This is a genomic window from Lysinibacillus sp. SGAir0095, assembly GCF_005491425.1.
GTDB lineage: Bacteria > Bacillota > Bacilli > Bacillales_A > Planococcaceae > Ureibacillus.
Window position 1 is genome coordinate 284,535 of sequence record NZ_CP028083.1, and the last position, 20,476, is coordinate 305,010.

General features: G+C 36.8%; 22 protein-coding genes and 1 riboswitch. Of the genes, 15 read left to right on the forward strand and 7 right to left on the reverse strand.

The annotated features are described in order from the left end of the window. Position 1 precedes the first annotated feature (1 nt). From C1N55_RS01400 to C1N55_RS20395, 8 genes are all read left to right on the forward strand, one after another. Positions 2-691, forward strand: a complete 690-nt coding sequence (locus C1N55_RS01400) for an N-acetyltransferase (protein ID WP_137727145.1) — start codon at positions 2-4, stop codon at positions 689-691. A 119-nt stretch (positions 692-810) separates the two neighbouring features. Continuing rightward, entirely contained in the window at positions 811-1,338 is a 528-nt protein-coding gene (locus tag C1N55_RS01405) for an HPP family protein (protein ID WP_137727146.1), read from the forward strand. Positions 1,339-1,897: 559 nt separating this feature from the next. Continuing rightward, positions 1,898-2,812 carry a group II intron reverse transcriptase/maturase gene (ltrA, locus tag C1N55_RS01410; protein ID WP_240758276.1) on the forward strand — a complete coding sequence of 305 codons (915 nt, stop codon included), beginning with the start codon at positions 1,898-1,900 and terminating at the stop codon, positions 2,810-2,812. Positions 2,813-2,832: 20 nt separating this feature from the next. After that, positions 2,833-3,189: a group II intron maturase-specific domain-containing protein gene (locus C1N55_RS20700; protein ID WP_137727147.1), complete on the forward strand. Its 357-nt coding sequence runs from the start codon at positions 2,833-2,835 to the stop codon at positions 3,187-3,189. 254 nt (positions 3,190-3,443) lie between these two features. Then, positions 3,444-3,926 carry a DUF2975 domain-containing protein gene (locus C1N55_RS01420; RefSeq protein ID WP_137727148.1) on the forward strand — a complete coding sequence of 161 codons (483 nt, stop codon included), beginning with the start codon at positions 3,444-3,446 and terminating at the stop codon, positions 3,924-3,926. Between the two features lie 11 nt (positions 3,927-3,937). Continuing rightward, the gene (locus C1N55_RS01425) at positions 3,938-4,153 is read left to right on the forward strand and encodes a helix-turn-helix domain-containing protein (protein WP_137727149.1); all 216 of its coding nucleotides are present in this window, start codon (positions 3,938-3,940) and stop codon (positions 4,151-4,153) included. 47 nt (positions 4,154-4,200) lie between these two features. Further along, on the forward strand, positions 4,201-5,448 hold the full coding sequence (locus C1N55_RS01430) for a DUF4153 domain-containing protein (RefSeq protein ID WP_137727150.1): 1,248 nt from the start codon (positions 4,201-4,203) through the stop codon (positions 5,446-5,448). Positions 5,449-5,563: 115 nt separating this feature from the next. Next, a complete protein-coding gene (locus tag C1N55_RS20395) occupies positions 5,564-5,722 on the forward strand; it encodes a hypothetical protein (RefSeq protein WP_168193768.1) in 159 nt (52 codons plus the stop codon). Between the two features lie 218 nt (positions 5,723-5,940). On the opposite strand, the gene C1N55_RS01435 is transcribed toward C1N55_RS20395, so the two are convergent. Beyond that, positions 5,941-6,648, reverse strand: coding sequence for a Fe-S oxidoreductase (locus tag C1N55_RS01435; RefSeq protein ID WP_137730488.1), 708 nt, complete (start codon positions 6,646-6,648; stop codon positions 5,941-5,943). A 133-nt stretch (positions 6,649-6,781) separates the two neighbouring features. Between C1N55_RS01435 and C1N55_RS01440 the strand changes: the two genes are divergently transcribed. Next, on the forward strand, positions 6,782-7,216 hold the full coding sequence (locus C1N55_RS01440) for a DUF4395 domain-containing protein (protein ID WP_137727151.1): 435 nt from the start codon (positions 6,782-6,784) through the stop codon (positions 7,214-7,216). A gap of 175 nt (positions 7,217-7,391) precedes the next feature. Here the strand turns inward: C1N55_RS01440 and C1N55_RS01445 are convergent, their stop codons facing one another. From C1N55_RS01445 to C1N55_RS01455, 3 genes are all read right to left on the reverse strand, one after another. Continuing rightward, on the reverse strand, positions 7,392-8,363 hold the full coding sequence (locus tag C1N55_RS01445; protein WP_137727152.1) for a DMT family transporter: 972 nt from the start codon (positions 8,361-8,363) through the stop codon (positions 7,392-7,394). Positions 8,364-8,501: 138 nt separating this feature from the next. After that, positions 8,502-9,731 (reverse strand): peptidase T, encoded by a 1,230-nt coding sequence (gene pepT, locus C1N55_RS01450; RefSeq protein ID WP_137727153.1) that lies wholly within the window; start codon positions 9,729-9,731, stop codon positions 8,502-8,504. Between the two features lie 177 nt (positions 9,732-9,908). Next, a complete protein-coding gene (locus C1N55_RS01455) occupies positions 9,909-10,559 on the reverse strand; it encodes a lysoplasmalogenase (protein ID WP_137727154.1) in 651 nt (216 codons plus the stop codon). A 171-nt stretch (positions 10,560-10,730) separates the two neighbouring features. On the opposite strand from C1N55_RS01455, the gene C1N55_RS01460 reads away from it, so the two are divergent. Beyond that, the gene (locus C1N55_RS01460) at positions 10,731-12,398 is read left to right on the forward strand and encodes a hypothetical protein (RefSeq protein WP_370452608.1); all 1,668 of its coding nucleotides are present in this window, start codon (positions 10,731-10,733) and stop codon (positions 12,396-12,398) included. Positions 12,399-12,677: 279 nt separating this feature from the next. Here C1N55_RS01460 and nfsA read toward each other — a convergent pair whose 3' ends face one another. Further along, entirely contained in the window at positions 12,678-13,412 is a 735-nt protein-coding gene (nfsA, locus tag C1N55_RS01465; RefSeq protein ID WP_137727156.1) for an oxygen-insensitive NADPH nitroreductase, read from the reverse strand. A 585-nt stretch (positions 13,413-13,997) separates the two neighbouring features. Next, a complete protein-coding gene (locus C1N55_RS01470; RefSeq protein ID WP_137727157.1) occupies positions 13,998-14,630 on the reverse strand; it encodes a glycerol-3-phosphate acyltransferase in 633 nt (210 codons plus the stop codon). A 151-nt stretch (positions 14,631-14,781) separates the two neighbouring features. After that, positions 14,782-14,888: riboswitch (SAM riboswitch) on the forward strand. Between the two features lie 113 nt (positions 14,889-15,001). Here C1N55_RS01470 and C1N55_RS01475 point away from each other — a divergent pair. The 5 genes from C1N55_RS01475 (at position 15,002) to C1N55_RS01495 (ending at position 19,802) form a co-directional block, all read left to right on the forward strand. Next, positions 15,002-16,303 (forward strand): O-acetylhomoserine aminocarboxypropyltransferase/cysteine synthase family protein, encoded by a 1,302-nt coding sequence (locus tag C1N55_RS01475; protein ID WP_137727158.1) that lies wholly within the window; start codon positions 15,002-15,004, stop codon positions 16,301-16,303. A gap of 270 nt (positions 16,304-16,573) precedes the next feature. Continuing rightward, a complete protein-coding gene (locus tag C1N55_RS01480; RefSeq protein ID WP_137727159.1) occupies positions 16,574-16,963 on the forward strand; it encodes a hypothetical protein in 390 nt (129 codons plus the stop codon). A gap of 181 nt (positions 16,964-17,144) precedes the next feature. After that, positions 17,145-17,696, forward strand: coding sequence for an RNA polymerase sigma factor (locus C1N55_RS01485; protein WP_137727160.1), 552 nt, complete (start codon positions 17,145-17,147; stop codon positions 17,694-17,696). Continuing rightward, the gene (locus C1N55_RS01490; RefSeq protein ID WP_137727161.1) at positions 17,689-18,447 is read left to right on the forward strand and encodes a hypothetical protein; all 759 of its coding nucleotides are present in this window, start codon (positions 17,689-17,691) and stop codon (positions 18,445-18,447) included. The genes C1N55_RS01485 and C1N55_RS01490 overlap by 8 nt, the downstream gene beginning before the upstream one ends. Positions 18,448-18,815: 368 nt before the next feature. Further along, positions 18,816-19,802: a homoserine dehydrogenase gene (locus C1N55_RS01495; RefSeq protein WP_137727162.1), complete on the forward strand. Its 987-nt coding sequence runs from the start codon at positions 18,816-18,818 to the stop codon at positions 19,800-19,802. 81 nt (positions 19,803-19,883) lie between these two features. Here C1N55_RS01495 and C1N55_RS01500 read toward each other — a convergent pair whose 3' ends face one another. Further along, complete coding sequence (locus tag C1N55_RS01500; protein ID WP_137727163.1) at positions 19,884-20,114, reverse strand: DNA-binding protein; 231 nt, start codon at positions 20,112-20,114, stop codon at positions 19,884-19,886. Between the last annotated feature and the right edge of the window lie 362 nt (positions 20,115-20,476).

Here is a 20,476-nt window from a genome sequence, read left to right on the forward strand (position 1 = left end):
TTTGGATTCAATTTATAATGGGGTATTAGGTGATTGTCCATACGAAGTAAAGGTACTAGAACAACATCATTTACCTAATATTCTAGCATTACAAGAAATAGTTTATGATGCTTTACCCAATAAAGATACCTTGCAGCCATTATCGGATGAGGAGTTTCTTTATATATTAAACGGTCAAGGGCTGTTAATCGGAGTATTTGTTGCTGATGAGCTCATAGCTTTTCGAGCGGTTTTAATACCAGAAATTGATGCTGAACATTTAGGCTATGCAATTGGGCTAGTAAAGGAGTCGGATTTAAAGCGTGTCCTTTATCAAGAAATTTCAAATGTTCATCCGGAGTTTCGAGGCTATGGTCTTCAGAAAATATTAGCGAATGTCATCATGCAACAAATTGATACGAAAGACTTTGACTATATTGCAGCCACAGTAATGCCATACAATATTGCAAGCCTAAAGGATAAGTTCTCACAAGGTTTCAATATTGTCGGTTTGAAATATGCGTATGGCGGAAAATTACGTTATGTTTTTGCTTTAGATTTACGTAATCAGTCAAAGTATGCTGATGAAAGAGTAATTATTTCAATGGGTGATGTTGATGCTCAAAAAACACTGTTACAAGATGGATTTGTGGGAGTTGCTATGAAGCCACAAGCAGATGATTGGGTAGTAGAGTATCAAAAACCTTTTTAACGTTTTATTAAATAGATAGGCTACCTTTGTGTCATAAAGACGAGCAAGGTAGCTTTTTCGTGCGAGTTAATAAGCAATAAATTTTTCAGTTAAGAAAAGTGAATAGTGGAGATAAGCTTATGATAAATAACCAGCATATAAAACCAGTCCCTCAGAAAATAAAGAGACATAATACAGTTAATAATCGTACGACGCTTTCAGATGCAATCATTGCCTCGGTAGGGGTATTTGTTTGCATGTTTACTATTTTTGAATTAACCCAATATACAGATTCGTTATGGTTTATCGCGTCATTCAGTGCGAGCAGTATGCTTGTGATGACTGCTTGGAATGCCCCAGTTGGACAACCTCGTAATGTGATAGGTAGCCATCTTATAGCTTCGTTTATCGCAATAGCTATCCTGAATCTGTTTGGATCATCGCCCGTCATGATGAGTTTAGCTCTTTGCTGTACAATCTTTTGTATGTTAATGACAAGAACATTCCATCCACCAGCATGTGGTGATCCGATCATTATTATGATGAGTGGCTATAGTTGGGGGTTTTTATTTCACCCAGTCTTAATCGGTGCAATCATTATTGTCATTTTTGGGCTCATAATTAATAATCTACATCCAAAAAGAAAATATCCATTGTATTGGTGGTGAAAAACAAGCCGTCTCATCGGAATGAGACGGCTTGTATTAAGTGTGCGCCCGGCATGGGTAATAACTTGGTGGTGAAAGTCCACTACAGGCTTGGTAGTAGGAACTGTTAGCGAATGGCAAGGGTGTCCGTGGTGACGCGGAATCTGAAGGAAGCCGGACGCAAATTCTTGAACTGACGAACAGAAACTATATACAAGGCTGAATCGGGACGGACGAGTTTGCATTACAAAACGAAGTCCAATACTGCCCAAATCCCGTACAGTAAATATAGCAGTTACATGAGAAGAAGGTTATTACTCTTACCCGGGGAGGTCTCATGAGGGTTATTCAATTAACAATCAATTTAGTGATAACTTGATGAATTATGAGAAGTCAGCAGACGTCATAGTAGTTTCCTTTCGGAAATGAAGGACTGAACAATCTTAAATCTTGGAAAACAAGGAGGTATAGATATTCCGTATAATCGCAGAAAACATCGTGGTAAAGTCCGAAAGATGGCTACCTGTTAAGAGATAAGTTGGAAACTAAAGGGTAAATAGGAGTGCGTAGGAATATCAATATGGATATGAAAGAACAGGATGGTATCAATTTAATCGATAAAGTCATTGCAAATAACAATCTCTGGAGAGCATACAAGAAAGTAAAAGCAAATAATGGTGCACCAGGGGTTGATGGAATTACAGTAGTACAATTAAAGTCACACATGAAGAAATACTACGAACCTCTTAAAAGGAAGCTAAAAGATGGAACTTACCAACCTCAACCAGTCAAAAGAGTTGCCATACCAAAACCGGACGGTTCTAAACGATATCTAGGAATACCTTGCGTTTTAGATAGAGTCGTTCAACAAGCTATTCTTCAAGTAATTGAACCGATTATAGACCCACACTTTTCAGAATATAGTTTTGGATTTCGGAAAGGTAGAAACGCCCACCAAGCTATTAAATCAGCACAACAATATTACGAAGAAGGTTATCGAGTTGTAGTAGACTGTGATTTGAAAAGTTACTTCGACACAATACATCATCAAAGGTTAAGAGCGTATTTAGAAGAATTCATATCAGATAAAATTGTTTTAAAATTAATATGGAAATTCCTTCGTTCAGGTATTCTTGACCGAGATATCTATATCGAAACGAAAGATGGTGCTCCGCAAGGTGGACCTTTGTCTCCTATTTTAGCAAATGTCTATTTAAATAAACTAGATAGAGAATTAGAAAAGAGAGAACATCGTTTTATTAGATATGCGGATGATTTCGTCATCTATGTGAAAAGTGTTCGAGCTGGGGAGCGGGTAATGGAAAGTATCAAGAAATACATCGAGGATGACCTACATTTAACAATTAACCAAAAGAAAAGTAAGGTTTGTGGTGCAACATCAGCAACATTCCTCGGCTTTAATATTCAAAATTTAATGGGAAAGTCGGATGCCGACCAAGTAAGTCGGCCAAGCAACGATTCAAAGACAAGTTAAAGAAGAATACAAGCCGGAAAATGAGTGGAACTTTTGAAGAAATAGTAAAGAAAATTAATCAAATCACAACTGGATGGATTAATTACTATGGGATCTCAAGAATGAAGAAATTCATTTTTGAAACTCAGAAATGGTTAAACCATCGATTAAGACAACTCATATGGAAGAGATGGAAGAAACCAAAGACTAAATATAAGATGCTTCGTAAATATGGAACTAACCATGATGACGCAATGAAATTAGCAAACTCCCGTAAGGGATATTGGAGAATATCACGAAGTGAAATCCTCCAACGAGCAATAACAAAAGATAGGCTCATAAAGTGGAAACTAAAAGACATCTCCTTACTTTATGAGCAACGATACTTAAAAGGTTGAACCGCCGTATACGGAACCGTACGTACGGTGGTGTGAGAGGTCGACTAGCCAAATAATGGTTAGTCTCCTACTCGATTAGTTAAATTCAGTATGGAGAAGGTAAAATTATTGAGCATTCCTTTGAATTAGGAATGCTTTTTTTGATTAAAATTAAAATATACAATAAAAATGTTTTTATAATTAATAAAAATTTATTGTAAAACGATAAAAAATAGATTAAAATCAATATCACAATATGTAGGTGAGGTGTTTTTATGGAAAAAATAACAACGTTGTTTTTAAAAATAGCAGTTATTCTTTTAGGAGTCCCAGTTCTTACTCTATGCATCTTTTTGGTGCCTGAGATAGCGAATCTTGCAGCAAAATTGCTTCCGGAGTTTGCTTTTATAAAATATCCCGTTTTCATCACATTTGATGCATCGGCTATACCTTTTTACTTTGCTTTGTATCAGGCTTTCAAACTCTTGCGTTATATTGACAATAATAAAGCCTTCTCCGATTTATCTGTAAAAGCTTTAAAGAAAATCAAATACTGTGCCATCACAATCAGTATATTGCATGTGCTAGTTTGGCCGCTCTTCTATATCTTTGCGGAAGTAGACGACGCACCAGGAGTTATCTTTGTCGGATTAGTTGTTCCTTTTGCTTCGATGGTTATAGCAGTCTTTGCGGCTGTTCTCCAAAAACTTTTACAAGAAGCAATTAATATCAAAACAGAAAATGATTTAACGGTCTGAGGTGAAAAACAATGGCAATTATAATCAATATAGATGTGATGTTAGCAAAAAGGAAAATGAGCGTAACAGAACTTTCGGAGAAGGTTGGAATAACAATGGCGAACCTTTCTATATTGAAAAATGGAAAGGCAAAAGCGATTCGATTATCGACTTTAGAGGCAATTTGTAAGGCTTTAGAATGCCAGCCTGGAGATGTTTTAGAATACAAAAGTGACGAAGACAGCTAAGCATTGTAGTTGATATTTAATATAAAAAATTTAGGGGAGGAAAAACTATGGACAGTAACAATTTAATCACTGAAAATATTGCTAACCCACATGAGCTGGAAAAAATGTATAGAAAAGACCCAAAAGCCTTTAAGAAGTCATTTTTGCACGCATGGGACCAAAATCCTGATTCTCAGGTTCTTGGTGTATGGTATGAAAGATTGCATTTCAAGGAGTCGACAAATACAGAAAAATCGCCCTTGCTTCAAAAGGGTTTCTTATTCATGGGCATTTTAGCCATTCTGGCCGGGATCAGTACCAGGGTCATTTTCCATTTTGTCGAACAGGGGGCAATTGCTCCAATTAACCTGGCTTTTGGTATAATTCCCTTCATTGCTGCCTATTTTGTTTACAATAATACTCCGAAAAAAAGTATTATTTATTCCATTGCAGCGTTGTTCCTTATTTCCGGGTTTTATCTTAATATGCTGCCGTTAAATTATAAAGACAGTACTATCCTTGCTTATTTACACCTTCCTATATTCTTATGGGTATTGGTAGGGCTTGCATTTACAGGAAATGAATATTCAAAAGGAAGTACAAGATTAGCCTATATAAAATTTAATATGGAATATTGTATTCTCTACGCCAGCATGGCAGTTAGCGGAATGGTACTGGCAGCATTAACTATGCAGTTATTTAGCTTTGTTGGCTTGGATATAGAAGACTTCTATTTCAGTAATGTGGTTTTAATTGGTGCTGCCGCTCTCGCTATTGTGGCTGCATACCTGGTAGCAATGAATCTTAAACTTGCAAAGAATATTACACCATATATAGCTAAAATTTTTAGCCCTCTTGTCCTGGTCACATTGTTGGTCTATCTTATAACGGTTATTTGGGTTGGAAAAAATCCATTCTTGGACCGTAATTTCCTGTTAGCCTTCAACGGAATACTCCTTGGTGTATTGGTCGTTACCATTTTTTCAATTACCGAAAGCGACTCAGACGAGAAAAAGAACATTTCAGATTATATAAATTTTGCCTTAATTGTTCTTGCGCTTATCATTGACAGTGTGGCTTTGTCAGCCATTGTGTTCAGACTTACTTCTTATGGAATAACACCTAATAGACTTGCTGTTTTAGGAGTAAACATTCTGATCTGGGCAAATCTAATATGGATTATGCTCTCCTATACGCGCTTTCTAAGAAACAAATCTGGACCTTCAACTATCCAAGATGCCGTTACTAAGTATTTGCCGGTCTACGGACTTTGGGCAGCTTTCGTTATATTTACTTTCCCTATAATTTTTAATTAGAAAGGCTTAGTTAATATAACGAGAAGCTAATCTTCTAAAACGTATAAAATCCTTAGAGCCGATATTATGCAGCTTTTTATACAGAGTTGCATAGTTCGGCTTATTTTCGTGTTTAATGGTAATTCAATCATTAGGATCAATCGGAATTGGTACAATCGCTGCTGCCTATTTCATCGGCAAAATTTTAGGGTGGATGATAACACATTATCAACAACCTGTTCAACGATGGGTATTTAAAACAGAGGGGGCTGCTACAGAAAAAGTAGAAAGCTAAATAGGGCGTGATTCTTCAATAGAGAAGATTGCTAAATAAAGTGAAAAGGCCAGATTGATGAATAATAATATTAAAAGAAATGGATAATGTGGACCTATGTTAAAGCTTATATGGTTTTCAATACTCTACAATCTGGCCATTTCTATAAATTGAGCACTTTTGTATGGATTAATATTTAATTAAAAATAACAATTGATTTAGATTGTTTTAGAATATTTTTATTTCATCGGACAAAATTCGCAATGCATTAAGCCGGGAACGTCTTTAGAAAAACAGCAGCTTTTTCTTAGCGTTTTCTGTACTAGCTCGGCAGGATTTTTGCCGCCAGTATATTGATAGAACCAGGATTTATTGGAGAAGAGCTGCCATGCTTTTGTTCCTTCCAGAATTTCTAAATCTTCAAAGGCACGGTCAGCAAGCAACGGGTTCTCAAGCTGTTCGTAATAATTCCATAACATATAGCCAAAAAGATTTTCCCATAAAGTTAGTGGGGAAATTGAAGTCGTTTTACGCAATTGCTGAAAAACTTCATGGCATTGATATAAAAGTTTACTAATTACATATTCGCGTTCACGATCCTCAACGTAGCGATAGTCATTAGGGGTAATAAACGTACCAAAAGTATTCACCCCATACTCATTAATAAGACTAAAGCGTACGTCTACCTTCTTTCCATCCCATATCTCATCATACATAGAAAGCATATAAAATTGCATCGCCATAAACATTCCATATCGTCTACTGAAGTGGGATATTGCTGCCGTTTCCGTACTAGCCTGTGTAATGCCCATCATTAGATTTCTGAAATCCGTTAAATAAAAATCCTTGTGTAAGTTTTCTAAGGTAAATAGCGGACGGTCCGGATTCTCTATAAAGACCCCATATGAATTCAAAACACGCACTTGATCATAAGTCAAAGCAGGCATATATTTCACCTTCATTTTTTACATTAACTATACCATTTTTCGTAAAAATTGATGAAGATTTTAGTTTTAAGTATACAAGAATGATTAATCATAATAAAATATATAAAACTAATAAGGAAAGTAGGTTTTATATATGAATCAAGTACCTTCAATACCTAGACCTTTAGTAAGAACAAACCAATGGACAATTTTTCTCTCAGTAGTCTTAACGTGGATTACAGGTAACGCATGGATTTTAGCTGTTCCTCTTATAGCAAATTTAATGGGGATCTTATATAACTATAATCCTATTATGAAGGCCGCGAGAGTGTTCCTCATAAAAGAAGGGAAGAAATATATTCCTGAAGATGTAACACAACAAAAATTTAATGCAAGCATTGCAATTTTTTGTTTAGCAGGAGGACTTATTAGTTTTCTTGCTGGTTGGACGATTGTAGGATATATATTTACTATCATGGTTGCTGTAGCATCCTTTATTGCAATATTAGGTTTTTGTGTGGGATGTTTTATATTTTTCCAAATCAAACAGTTTCAATATCGTCGAAGTTTAACAAAAAATAAGGCATAAATAGTCTTCAAAAAATTTAACCAAATAGTTGACTCTCTAATTGAAAACGATTATCATTATCATATAAATAAAAACCTTATCACTAATGGTGATAAGTGCTTTTCTCCAAAGTTTATAAGTCAAACGTTCTTCCCCCCTATTTAGAACGTTCGACAGTTGCAAAAAAAGCCGGGCTTCAATGTTGAAGCTCGGCCTCTTTTTCTTTTTCTTGAGTTGCTTTTGAAAGATGCATTGTGTGATAACTATGCAAGAGCATACCAATCACGATTACACCAATACCAATCAGTGCAACTGGTTGTGGTAGGGGAACACTCAGTAAAATCATTTCACCAATAATCACAAATAAAACCTCTGTAGATTGAGTGGCTTCGACTGCTGCAAGCTTGCCTTGATTTTCTCGAACACGATCTGTTGCTATGAAGAATAATACTGTTGCAATAACACCCGAGCTGATGCCGACAATCAGGGATTGAAATACTTGGTACCCAGAAGGAAGGCCTACAGTGAATAGGGCATAAGCAGCCATAATAATCCATGCCGGTAAGGAGGCAATGGTCATGCCGAGAACTCGTTGATAAGTATCGAGTCTTCCACTACAAACCTCCATCATTTTTCGATTTCCTAAAGGGTAGGCAAAAGCTGCGACAATAACTGGCAAAATTCCAAGCATCAAGGTTTCAAAAGAGACGGATTGTGCTTGTGGAACTTGTATTAACAAAATGCCGATTAAAATAACAGTGGAAATCAATAAAGAAATAACAGGTATTTTTTGACGTATACTTTTATCATCTACAACGGTAATAAATAATGGCGCTAATAAAACACCAGCGACAATTGTAAATTGCCATGTTCCTGAAACAATCCATCCTGGCCCAAAGGCGGCTGCATATGTTAGCGGTCCATAAAATAAAACAAACCCTACAAAGCTCCAAAGTAACCACTTTGATGGTTGAGACTTCATTTCTTTAGTTAAAGGTTTCCAGCCTTTACGGGATAGCACAATAATAAGAAGGAAAGGAAGCATAAAGAAGTAGCGTAAAGAAGCGCTCCATAACCAACTGCCACCTTCTAATTCCATCGAGTGGTTTAAGATAAATGTAACAGCAAAAAACAAACTTGCGAGTATACCTAAAGCAATTTCTTTCAATCTAATAACCTACTTCCATACCAAATTTCAGTCTGGCGCAAGTGCGTTTTAAGTATCTCTTGTTGTGAAGTGACTTAATATTCCGATTTATTAAATCTCGAAAAAGCGAAGTAAGGTGTTCTCACTTCGCTATTTTTATTATTTACCTTGCGCTTCAAACATTTGAACAATTTCCAAAATAACTTTTGTTGCCATTTCCATTGTTTCACCTGATACAAATTCAAATTTGCCATGCATGTTTTCCCCGCCAGCAAAGATATTAGGGGTAGGTAATCCCATGTATGATAATTGAGAGCCATCTGTACCGCCACGCACTGGTTCGACAATCGGAGATATATCTAATTTTTCCATTGCTTTGTAGGCAATGTCAACAATTTCTTTTACCGGTTCGATTTTTTCACGCATATTATAGTACTGATCTTCAATTTCTACAATGATAGAATTGTCGCCGAATTTTTCCTTCATCATTTTTTCTACTTCCAGGAAATGAGCTTTTTTAGCTTCGAATTTCTCACGATCATGGTCACGGATAATATAAGAAAGTTTAGTTTCTTCAATATGGCCATTGAAATTCATTAAATGAATAAAGCCTTCATAGCCTTCTGTTTTTTCAGGCACTGCATCTGCAGGCATTGAACTCTGGAATTTAATAGCTAGTGTGATTGCGTTGACCATTTTCCCTTTTGCAGAGCCAGGGTGTACGCTTGTTCCGCGAGTTGTTACTTTAACACCTGCTGCATTAAAGCTTTCAAATTGTAATTCACCTAGTGGACCTCCATCCATTGTATAAGCGTATTCAGCACCAAAAGCTTTTACGTCAAATTTATGTGGGCCACGGCCAATTTCTTCATCCGGTGTAAAAGCCACACGTAGCTTACCGTGCTTGATTTCTGGGTGTTGTACTAAATATTCCATAGCTGTCATAATCTCAGCAATTCCGGCTTTATCGTCCGCACCCAAAAGAGTAGTACCATCTGTTGTAATTAGCGTTTGCCCTACATAATTCTTTAAATTTGGGAAGTAGCTAGGTGACATAGTAAGTTCATTGTTTAACTGAATATCTCCGCCATCGTAATTGTCAATCCGCTTTGGATTAACATTTTTGCCTGAAAAATCCGGTGATGTATCAACGTGAGCCAAAAACCCGATCGTCGGAACTTCTTTGTCCGTATTTGCAGGTAATGTAGCAAATAAATAACCATTTTCATCTAGCGTAACTTCTGTTAGTCCAATTTCTTCAAGTTCAGCTTTTAACACATTTAATAGGTCGAATTGTTTTTCTGTTGATGGGGTAGTAGTGCTTTCAGGATTTGATTCTGTATCGATTTTTGCATAGCGAATTAATCGTTCAATCACTTGTTCTTTCATTTATAGAGCCTCCTGACAAATTAGAGCTTTTATCCCGCATTAATGGGCAGTAAGATGCTGCTACAATATTATAAGAGTAACCAGCAAACTTAGATGGGGCGGACTGCCCGTAAAAGCCCGAGTGGTTCATTCAACCATCAGTGGGAATAAGAAAATCTCTCTGATGGAAGATTTCCTTTATTGTATCACTTTGCTTCGAATAGCGGAATATTTTGGGATACTTAAAGCGATTAAAATTTGCGCACTGTAATAGGTCAACATAATAAGCTGATGAGAATATTCCACTGGGAACATGAATTTATTGATTGCTAAAATTGAATCCGAAATGATAAACAGGATAGCTCCAACGATGGCGAACTTTGACCCCGTTTTAAAGGAAGTCCACCCCATTATTAAAATAACGATCATATAGGCAAAGACCGCAATTGCGAGAATCATATTATCTTCTTTAATTAAAGAACCACCAATCCAAATCATCATCGATAAGCCGTATATGCTTAAGCAAATGGTGATCCAAAGAGGGGCTGTGTTTTCTTTAGTTGATAGAAAGGCACGAATATAAAATAAATGGCCAACTAAAAAACAAGCAAGACCAATGATGAACCATTGAATCGTATAATCTCCGAAAGCGCAAAAAATTAGAGCAATGATGATCAGCGTTTTATAAGGGATAATATTTTCAGCCTTGGTCATTATGGCCAATAAAAGGATCAATAGCATCGGCAATAATTTAAATACCATAACAAATGGTTGGCTAATTGAATTAATAAAGAAAACATAATAAAGTGCTAAAACCACAATGAAGCCTAAAAGTATATTCCGTAGCAAATTCATCACTCCTTTTTTTAAAACAATCCTAGCTACTTAGATGTAACATTACACTATAATTTTCCAATTTAACATAATCTTAAGTTTATAATATTTATGAAACTATATGGCTAGCTATTCCGTATAACAAATATAAGAGAAAGGATGGTTCAATTGACTCAAACAATAATAATGGCGTTAATTGCTTCAGTCATTACAACGCTCTTGATTGTCCCGGTTACAAAGAAGGTTCAAAAAGGAGAAATAACAAATAAGCAACTTTTAAATTCATTTATTTATGTTCTGATAGCAAGTTTTGTTATTGGGTTTATAATTATCTATGTTACAAAAATCGATTTGCATTGGACAGTTTTTGCGTATGTATTACCAGTAGTTGCCTTGCTTGGTACACTGATTTCTAAAGGAGTAGAACAAACTTTTAAAGGCGTTGTGTTTTTAGGAAGCTTAATTCTGCTCGGGTATATGCTTAGTGCTCCTTTATTTAATGCAGATGATAAGTACGAATCTGCACAAATGGAAGAAAAGGTGGAAATTGAACCTTTCGATGAGAAACAGACACCAGCAAGTGTTCCACCTCGCTTTGCTCAGAACAAAATGAAAAAAGCTTTTGGGCAAGTGCCGAATACAAGTTACTATGAGCTTGGAAATCTACAAATTCAAAAAGTGAATGGGCAATATGTTTATATCGCGCCTGTTGAGTTTTCAGGATTTTTCAAATGGTATAACGGAAAAACAACTCCTGGTTATTTCACAATGAGTGCAACAGATTCAACAGATAATCCGAAATTTATTAAATCAGAAATGACCTATGTACCATCTGCTTTTTTAAACAATAATCTGGAACGCCACATCCGTTTAGAAAATCCAACTTTAATCTTTAATGGTGATCCACAGCTTGAAGTTGATGATGAAGGAAAACCCTATTACATTCGTTCTTACGGGGAATTTATTTCCGCTCGTAATGGTTTTGATGTAAAAGGGATTGTGAAGGTGGATGCAGCAACAGGGGAATCCGAAATCTTAACCTTGGATGAAGTACCTGAATTTATCGATGGTGCGGTTTCTCCAGAAGCAGTTAGTCTGCAAAATAGCTACTTCGGTAACTATTTACATGGATTTTGGAATAGCTTGTTCGGTAAAAAAGATGTGAAGCTGCCTTCAGATGAAGGAACAGAAGCAAATGTAAGTCCAGTCTTCAATGAAAGTGGCGAAATGTATTACTTTACAGACTTTACGAGTCCTAAAGAAGGCGTAGATTCAATGCTTGGATACTCCTTAACAAATGCTCGTACAGGTGAATCAACTTACTATACAGGTAATCTTGAAGAATCTTATATGGATTCGCAAGGTGCATTAGCTATTATCGAAAAGAAATTCATCGAAAAAGAATGGGAAGGCGAAATGCCGATTCTATATAATTTCTATGGAGAAGCAAGTTGGCTGGCACCTGTCCTTGATTCGAATGGATTCTTACAAAACTACTTTATTGTTTCAGCTGCAAATCCTGAAATTTCAGCCTATGGTACAACACCGAACGAAGCATTAAAGCAGTATAGAACGACGCTGAGTCGTGGTGGCGGAACGGTTGATGGCACTTCAAATTCAGAAGAAGCAACAATTTCCGGTGAAGTGGTTCGTGTGTATAAAGAACGTGTAGGCGATTATACAATCGTTACATTCCTATTAAACACGGGGCAAAACTTCACCATCAGTTCAGAAAATGCACCATTAGCAATCTATCTACAAGAAGGGGATCATGTAGCAATCACCTATTATGCAACTGGCGAGTTATTCCTTCCTGTTAAGCAAATTGTAATTGATGGGATTGCCACTCCGTAAATAAAATTAGCCCAAACCAACTTGTTGGTTTGGGTTTTTGTGTTTCTTTTTGAGGGAATGGGACAAGTGGCGGATATTCAGCAAAAGTTGGCGGAAATATTAGTAGAAGTGGCGGATATTCGCTAAAAGTTGGCGGAAAAATTAGTGAAATTGGCGGATATGCGACAAAAAGTGGCAGACCTATTAATAAAAGACGTGAATTTCCTTTGACCAAAAGACGTTAAATTAAAAAAGTGACACCAATGCAAACACTTAGTTCGCCTTTGGTATCACTGTTTTTTATTTCCAGTTAAAGCCTTTAGAAGCTAGGAATTCCTTGATATGCGGTCTTCTTTGTTCAACTAGGAAGTCGGCCATTTGTTTTGTCCAGTTGGCCATTTTTTGATTTGAGCTACGGCTTGCGTAGTATTCTTCCATTGTCGCATCATATTCGTCAAGCAAAGTATCGTATTTATCAACGTCATAACCGTTTTCGTGTAGAATGGCTTCGACTGGAAGACGTGGTTTTGTTTCATTTTGTTTTGCTGGTGTTCCAATTGTCATGGCAAATAGTGGGAATACGTATTCAGGTAAGTTAAATAGCTCGCTAATTTCTTTCGGATTGTTACGAGCACCACCAATATAGCAAATACCGTAACCAGCATCTTCAGCAGCAATTACAAAGTTTTGAGCGAAAATGCCAACATCTGCAATACCAACCAGCACATTTTCAGCACTATCTGCAACAATATCGACACCTTGTTTTTCCCCCGCTACTTGAAGGCGTTTAAAGTCAACACAGAAAAGAAAGGCAGCACCCGCTGTTTGAAATTGGAAGTCGTTTTTTGATAGCTCTCCTAATTTTTGTTTCTTTTCTTCATCTGTTACCCAAATGACACTATAGGCTTGTACAAAGTGTGAGCTAGCTGCCATTTGTGCTGTTTGGATTAAATCGACAACAGTTTCTTTTGAAATAGCTTCACCTGTATATTTTCTAACAGATGAATGGCTACGTAATAACCCTTTTGTTGACATCTCATTTCCTCCCCTAAAATAAGTTTTCATAATTTTAGCCTTACAGAGCAAAAGTGCTCCCTAAGGCTATGATAGTATATTTTGGAATTAGATACAAAAATGCAATCTCTCAGCCGGGTTTGAGAGATTGCATTTTCTGCGACGAAAGCAAAAGCGACAGTCGCAAAAAGGGCTCAGACGGGTTTGAGAGATTGCATTTTCTGCGACGAAAGCAAAGCGACAGTCGCAAAAAGGAGCTCAGGCGGGTTTTTAGAGATTGCATTTTCTGCGGCGAAAGCAAAAGCGCCAGTCGCAAAAAGGAGCTCAGGCGGGTTTGAGAGATTGCATTTTCTGCGACGAAAGCAAAAGCGCCAGTCGCAAAAAGGGCTCAGCCGGGTTTGAGAGATTGCATTTTCTGCGACGAAAGCAAAGCGCCAGTCGCAAAAAGGAGCTCAGGCGGGTTTTTAGAGATTGCATTTTCTGCGACGAAAGCAAAAGCGCCAGTCGCAAAAAGGAGCTCAGGCGGGTTTTTAGAGATTGCATTTTCTGCGACGAAAGCAAAGCGACAATCGCAAAAAAAGCAGAACTCAGGTTTTCGAAAGATCGCTATCGCTTCTTCTTAAAAGCAGCTGTAACTTTTGGTTCCGTCCCGAGTCGCATACGGTTGATGTTCTCGATATGAAGATAAAGTGCGATTAATAATAAAGTCAGTGTAATAATGAATGGCCCAATTGTTGGTTCGATTAAAAGTGCAGTGACTGCGAATATAATATATAAAATACCAACGCCAATAAGTAAATAATTTGTTAAAAGCGATGTAATCACAAAAGCAAGTACAGCAATTAATCCCAATTTCCAATTCAGTGCAATAAAAATGCCAATTAAAGAAGCAGTACCTTTTCCACCGCGAAACCTCATATGAATTGGGAAGTTATGGCCAAGGATTACTGCTGCACCAGTAAGGTATAGTAAAAGTGAAGTCTGATTAAGGGTAAAGGATTCAAAGTTAACTAAGTAGAGACGTATGAATACAATTGCTACTATTCCTTTTCCAATGTCGATTAAAGCAACAAGAACACCATATTTCCAACCTAATGACAGGGTTGCATTTGATGCTCCTGCATTCCCATGTCCAACTTCTTTCAGGTTTACGCCTGAAAGTAATTTAGCAATATTAGAGCCATGAATGCAGCCAATTAGATAACCTGCTAATAATATAAAGATAATGGCATAAAGCAAAATGAAAACTCCCTTCAAAGTATGCTTTTTACAATATACTCTATGATTATATAAGATGTTTCAAATATTTTCGAAATATTTTAAAAATGCAGTTGACATAGTAGATTACTATGCTTTATAGTTTCTATAACGATGGAACATGAATCAAATACCTTTATCCAGAGAGGCGGAGGGACTAGGCCCTACGATGCCCAGCAACCAGCGATTACGCAAAGGTGCTAATTCCTACAGATTTTGATTAGATCTGAGAGATAAGGGGAGGAAAAATTGCAACTTTGCAGCCCTCTTCTTAGAAGAGGGCTTTTGTTTTTCCATAAGGTCCTCCTCATTAGTTAGATCACCCCATCGATTCTATTTTAGGAGGAGAAAACATGTCACAGCAACGACCGGAAACACAATTGCTTCATGGAGGGCAAAAGCCAGATCCAGTAACAGGAGCAATCGCAGTACCCATTTACAGAACAACGGCTTATGCTTTTGAAAACACTGAGCATGCACGAAAGCTTTTTGCACTAGAACAAACGGGTAACATCTATTCACGTATTATGAACCCAACTGTCGATGTTTTTGAAAAACGTGTGGCTTTACTTGAAGGTGGAACAGCTGCAGTTGCGTTATCTTCAGGTGCAGCGGCCATTGCTTTTTCTATCTTGAATATTGCTGGTACAGGAGATGAAATTGTTTCAGCAGGATCGCTTTATGGTGGTACCTATAACTTATTTGCGAATACATTGCCACGCTATGGTATTACAACGGTATTTGTAGATGAGAGTAACCCTGAAAATTTTGAAGCGGCCATTACGGACAAAACAAAAGCAATTTATGCAGAAACAGTGGGTAATCCAAGCTTAAACATTTTAGATATCGAGCGAGTAGCGGAAATTGCTCATGCGCATGGACTTCCGTTAATCATCGATAATACTTTCCCATCCCCATATGGATCGAATCCAATCGACTTTGGAGCAGATGTTGTGGTACATTCAGCAACTAAATGGATTGGTGGTCATGGTACAACAATTGGAGGTGTCGTAGTAGATGCCGGTAAGTTTGACTGGACAAGCGGACGCTTCCCGGGATTCACTGAACCAGATGAGTCTTACCACGGCATACGTTACGGCATTGATACAGCAGGGGCTGCTTTTGCAACAAAGTTGCGGGTTCAATTATTACGCGACTTCGGTCCAACTCTAAGTGCGGATAGTGCATTTAACTTCCTTCAAGGTTTAGAGACGCTTCATTTGCGTTATACAAAGCATGGAGAAAATGCATTGAAGGTTACAGAATACTTGGAAAACCACCCATTCGTGGAATATGTCAACTATCCAGGCAAGGAAAGCTTCCCATCGCATTCATTAGCGAAAAAATACCTGAAAAATGGTTACGGCTCTATGATTACATTTGGCATCAAAGGTGGCCGTGATGTAGGAAGTAAAGTAATTGACAATGTCCAGCTTTTCTCTCATGTGGCAAACGTAGGGGATGCAAAATCTCTAATTATTCACCCTGCTTCAACAACTCATCAACAACTATCGCAAGAAGAGTTAAAGGTGGCTGGTGTTTCTGAAGAGCTCATTCGCTTGTCAGTTGGCTTAGAGGCTGTAGAAGATATCATTGCAGATTTAGATCAGGCTTTGGAAAAAGCGGTTGAAAATATTGCACAAGCAAACGCCTAATTAGATAGATGGAATTGGTGAAAATGACCTTTCACTCATTTGTGAAATAGGAGAGTTTTCACCAATTTTATCTAATGCCATTCATTCGGTTATGTTGCATCTTAAAACCTAGTAATTCAATTAGTTTTATTGACTTTTAGGTGTTTAATTCATATAATATCTAATATAGAGAAAACTTATCGGAATTAAAATCTATCCCTTGCAGGTTAAATTTTTAATTGGTTTACAGGTTTTCGATACGGTATTACTTAGTAAAAGGAGTGTTGTTAAATGGGAAACATCTATAGTGCGCAAAATATCGCAGCATATTTTATATATGAATTAAATGAAAAAGGTGCCTTTATAAATGCATTTTCACTTCAGCGTTTATTAGCTGGTGTAGATAATCTTTGGCATAAGACATTTGGACATACAGCGTACAAAGAGGAAATTGCAACATTTTCAGAAAGTAATTATTACGTAAAAGAAGTTTTCGAAGCGTACAAAGAGTTTGGAAATCATCACTTGTCAATACCGGCAAAGGAATGGCATTTAGAGTATGGTCAATTCCAGCTTGTTCAGCGCACGTATGGCGTACCCGTCTTTACAACTAAAGAAATGCTGCTAGTTAATAGTGTCATAAATAAATTTAAAAAAATGACCATAAATCAAGCATCCTAGCAATCTCCCATTTAACAACTCCTAAATAGTGTATTTGATTTAAACCTGTATGATTTGATACAGGTTTTTTTTATTTTTTGCAACTTAAAGTTTTGCTCTGTTGAAAACTTTTTGGAAAGTGCATAGGTATTATTAGTAAACAAATTAACTGTTCCAAGAAATGAATGAAAGGATGTGAATTATGAAGGAAAAAGAAATGATTCAACAGATAAAAAATGGAGACGTTCGAGCATTTCGTGAATTATATGATCTTTATTTTGATTATGCCATTAGAGTTGCAACAATTATCATGAACCATCAGCGTTCAAATGCAACAGATGCAGTACAAGAAACCTTTATTCGTGTTTATCAAAACATCCAAAGCTATGATACTAGTCGTCCATTTAAAGCATGGTTTTATCGGATTCTCATTAATGAATGTAACAGGATATTAAAACGGGATGGCAAAATCCTTAGTGTAGGTGAGATCATGGTCGAAACGAAGAATGATGGGCAAATGGGTGAGGATATCTCCCGTTTTACTGAATATGAGAGTTTGTATAGTGCCATTGAGAGTTTGGAGCAGCATCACCGGATTCCCATTGTATTGAAATATTTGAATGGCTTTAAGGAGAAGGAAATTGCAGAAATATTGAATGAAAACATCAACACGATTAAATCACGATTATATAAAGGGAAACAAAAGTTAAAACGTTTACTGCAAACGGAAAAGGGGGGAAGTCAGAATGGATGAAAAAAACCTGGAACGGGAAATAAAAAATGCCATCAATAAAAACACCGATGATTATTTAGAAGATAAGGAAGAGATCTGGAGTCATATTGAATCGAGGTTGGATTTGAAAGAACAAAAGGGAAATGGAGCTTTAAGAATAAACAAAAAATCAAAAAGGCGGTTGCGGGGTGTTTTGATAAGTGCTGCAATCTTAGTACTTATTTTCAGTGTCATTAATGTAACGACTACGGGTCAAGCTTTTGTAGAGCGAATGAAACAATACTTTGAACCGGAAAAACATGTAGTAACTGAAATTGAAGGAAAACCAGAAGAACAAGAAGTAATTCTCCATGAAAAAGCCGATTATGTGATTTATATCGACGAAGAACGGTACAAAATGATTCAAGAGGGCGACAAAGACCTAATAACTACGAAAGAACCTTTGGAAGAAAGATATCCAGAAGTTTCTATGACGATTTCTCAAGTAGTCGATAAAACACCGGAGCAACTAGCACAGGAATATTCACATGAGCTAAAAACCTCTTTTGCAACAGTAAAAGAAATAGAATCAGTAACAGAGCCGGTGGAGGGACTTTTAGTTGCAGCAATTGATGGGAGTGAATGGGATAGCAGGGTAAGTAAGATCTATATTATTTCAAATGGGAGAGAAGGCAGCTTTGTTTTCAATATTAAATATTTCCTTGAAGCTGCAGAGGGACATGGAGCAAGATTCTACCACATGCTAGAGGAGTTTCAAGTCGTCCAACCATAATTACTATGCTATAATAATAAAAAGGTATCTCAAACGAAGAGATACCTTTTTATTTATACATATTGTGAGAGCTAATTAATTGAAATTTATTTTTGGCATATTAAAATATAAATTATTTATGAATCTTTTTGACCTTCTTAGAAAAACAATTGTCCACCTTAGGAAGAATGTTCTTGAGTTCCTTCCAAATATAAGATAAAATTCTCTTAAGTTAAATTTTTCGAATTGTTTGTTATTATACTGATAATTACTTATCGGTTTGGCGTAAGATAATGTAAGGAGTCGTATATCACCTATCCTTATAAATTCAGATTCGTAGACACGCTAATTAGGTAGGATGTTGAGTGAAGATGGAGGCGAGTATAGAAATGGCAACAATCAAGGCGGCCATCTTAGGTTTTGGCACAGTAGGTCAGGGTATATATCATATTTTAAATGAAAAACGCGAAGAGCTTCGCGATAAACTAGGATTAGAAATAGAAGTTGCTAAAATTTTAGTAAGAGATACAACGAAAGAACGTGTACCAGGTACTGCACATCTATTAACAGATAGTATAGATGATTGCCTTTCAGTAAAAGGGATCCAGGTTGTATTTGAAGCCATTGTAAATGAAGAGCCTGCATTTGGTTATTTAAAAAAGGCTGTTGAAAATAAGTGTCATGTCATTACTGCCAACAAAGTGATGTTTGCTAAACGAGGACTGGAACTGCAGGAACTTGCTAAGCAAAATGGTGTATTTGTCGGATATGAAGCGACAACTGCCGGCGGTGTACCAGTGATAAAAACCATGAAAAATATTCTATTAGTAAATGATGTTTTAAGAATTCAAGGGGTTTTAAATGGTACGACAAACTATATCCTAACAAAAATGCGTGCAGAAGGCTGGTCGTTTGAAGAAGCTTTAAAAGAAGCACAAATACTTGGCTATGCAGAGGCTGATCCATATAATGATATTTCTGGTCAAGATGCATTCAAAAAGCTAATGATTCTCTCCTCACTTGCTTTTGGAGATCAACCGAATTGGGCGGATGTAGAAGTAATTGGGATTGACACGATCTCTGCTGAACAAGTAGCCAATTCGATAGAAAAAGGATTACGCTATCGCCATGTGGCAGAGGTTGTAAAATATCCGGATGGAACGCTTTTCGCAAAAGTAGCGCCAATGCTAGTGGATAAAGAACATCCACTATACCCAATTGATGATGTATTTAATGCCGTTACAATGGAAACAAACTACATTGGCACACTGACACTGGTCGGACCTGGAGCAGGTATGTACCCAACAGCAAGTGTCATGGTGGAAGACTATGCAGAAATTATCGGCAAACGTGCAGGTTTTGTCGTAACAATTTAAAACATCTTGAGGCGTGAAAAGTCATTCGCGCTTCAAGATGTTTTTTGCGGTTGTTTATTGAAAAAGACAGTTCATATTCAATTAGTCCTCATCCTTAATATCCGGATCTTCAGGAATAGGGGTATTGCGCCAAATTTCAATTTCTTCTTTAATCCGTTCTAATTGCTCATGATACGTATCAAATTGAGCACTATTTACGAGGTACTGTGTTCCATCATGCACTGCTTTAATGCGGCCGGCATAGATGTAGCGAAGCACTTGTTCCTCGGGCATTGAGATGTCCTTTGCCGTTTCGGCAACAGTTTTATACATGTATGGTGCCCTCCATTTTATTGGTTATATAAAGCCCTCTCTCTTTGAACAAGGGTAACATGGGGAAAGTTCATCATTTCCATTATAAGTGATTATCTAAAAAACGCTACAAAACAAATAGGGCAACCAAAAGAACAGTTCATGATTGAAAGATTTATTCTAATATATTTTCAGTTTGTGCAATTATTTATCAAAGAAAATTATTCGATTGTCAATTGTGTTTGGTATAATTTAACAAGTTAATCTATGTATATAGGTAGTAGATTGAGGTAGGAACAAGTTTAACTGATTGAGATAGAAATTAGCATCGCTGAGTTCTGTCACTCAGAGTAATGGTAAAAATAAAATTAATGAGGTGTAAT

Coding starts and splice junctions, on each gene's coding strand:
- C1N55_RS01420 (WP_137727148.1), top strand. CDS start 3,444: ATGGAAAAAATAACAACGTTGTTTTTAAAAATAGCAGTTATTCTTTTA.
- C1N55_RS01480 (WP_137727159.1), top strand. CDS start 16,574: ATGGGAAACATCTATAGTGCGCAAAATATCGCAGCATATTTTATATAT.
- ltrA (WP_240758276.1), top strand. CDS start 1,898: ATGGATATGAAAGAACAGGATGGTATCAATTTAATCGATAAAGTCATT.
- C1N55_RS01500 (WP_137727163.1), bottom strand. CDS start 20,114: ATGTATAAAACTGTTGCCGAAACGGCAAAGGACATCTCAATGCCCGAG.
- nfsA (WP_137727156.1), bottom strand. CDS start 13,412: ATGTCAACAAAAGGGTTATTACGTAGCCATTCATCTGTTAGAAAATAT.
- C1N55_RS01495 (WP_137727162.1), top strand. CDS start 18,816: ATGGCAACAATCAAGGCGGCCATCTTAGGTTTTGGCACAGTAGGTCAG.
- C1N55_RS01425 (WP_137727149.1), top strand. CDS start 3,938: ATGGCAATTATAATCAATATAGATGTGATGTTAGCAAAAAGGAAAATG.
- C1N55_RS01405 (WP_137727146.1), top strand. CDS start 811: ATGATAAATAACCAGCATATAAAACCAGTCCCTCAGAAAATAAAGAGA.
- C1N55_RS01435 (WP_137730488.1), bottom strand. CDS start 6,648: ATGCCTGCTTTGACTTATGATCAAGTGCGTGTTTTGAATTCATATGGG.
- C1N55_RS01430 (WP_137727150.1), top strand. CDS start 4,201: ATGGACAGTAACAATTTAATCACTGAAAATATTGCTAACCCACATGAG.
- C1N55_RS01460 (WP_370452608.1), top strand. CDS start 10,731: ATGGCGTTAATTGCTTCAGTCATTACAACGCTCTTGATTGTCCCGGTT.
- C1N55_RS20395 (WP_168193768.1), top strand. CDS start 5,564: ATGGTAATTCAATCATTAGGATCAATCGGAATTGGTACAATCGCTGCT.
- pepT (WP_137727153.1), bottom strand. CDS start 9,731: ATGAAAGAACAAGTGATTGAACGATTAATTCGCTATGCAAAAATCGAT.
- C1N55_RS01440 (WP_137727151.1), top strand. CDS start 6,782: ATGAATCAAGTACCTTCAATACCTAGACCTTTAGTAAGAACAAACCAA.
- C1N55_RS20700 (WP_137727147.1), top strand. CDS start 2,833: ATGAGTGGAACTTTTGAAGAAATAGTAAAGAAAATTAATCAAATCACA.
- C1N55_RS01490 (WP_137727161.1), top strand. CDS start 17,689: ATGGATGAAAAAAACCTGGAACGGGAAATAAAAAATGCCATCAATAAA.
- C1N55_RS01475 (WP_137727158.1), top strand. CDS start 15,002: ATGTCACAGCAACGACCGGAAACACAATTGCTTCATGGAGGGCAAAAG.
- C1N55_RS01485 (WP_137727160.1), top strand. CDS start 17,145: ATGAAGGAAAAAGAAATGATTCAACAGATAAAAAATGGAGACGTTCGA.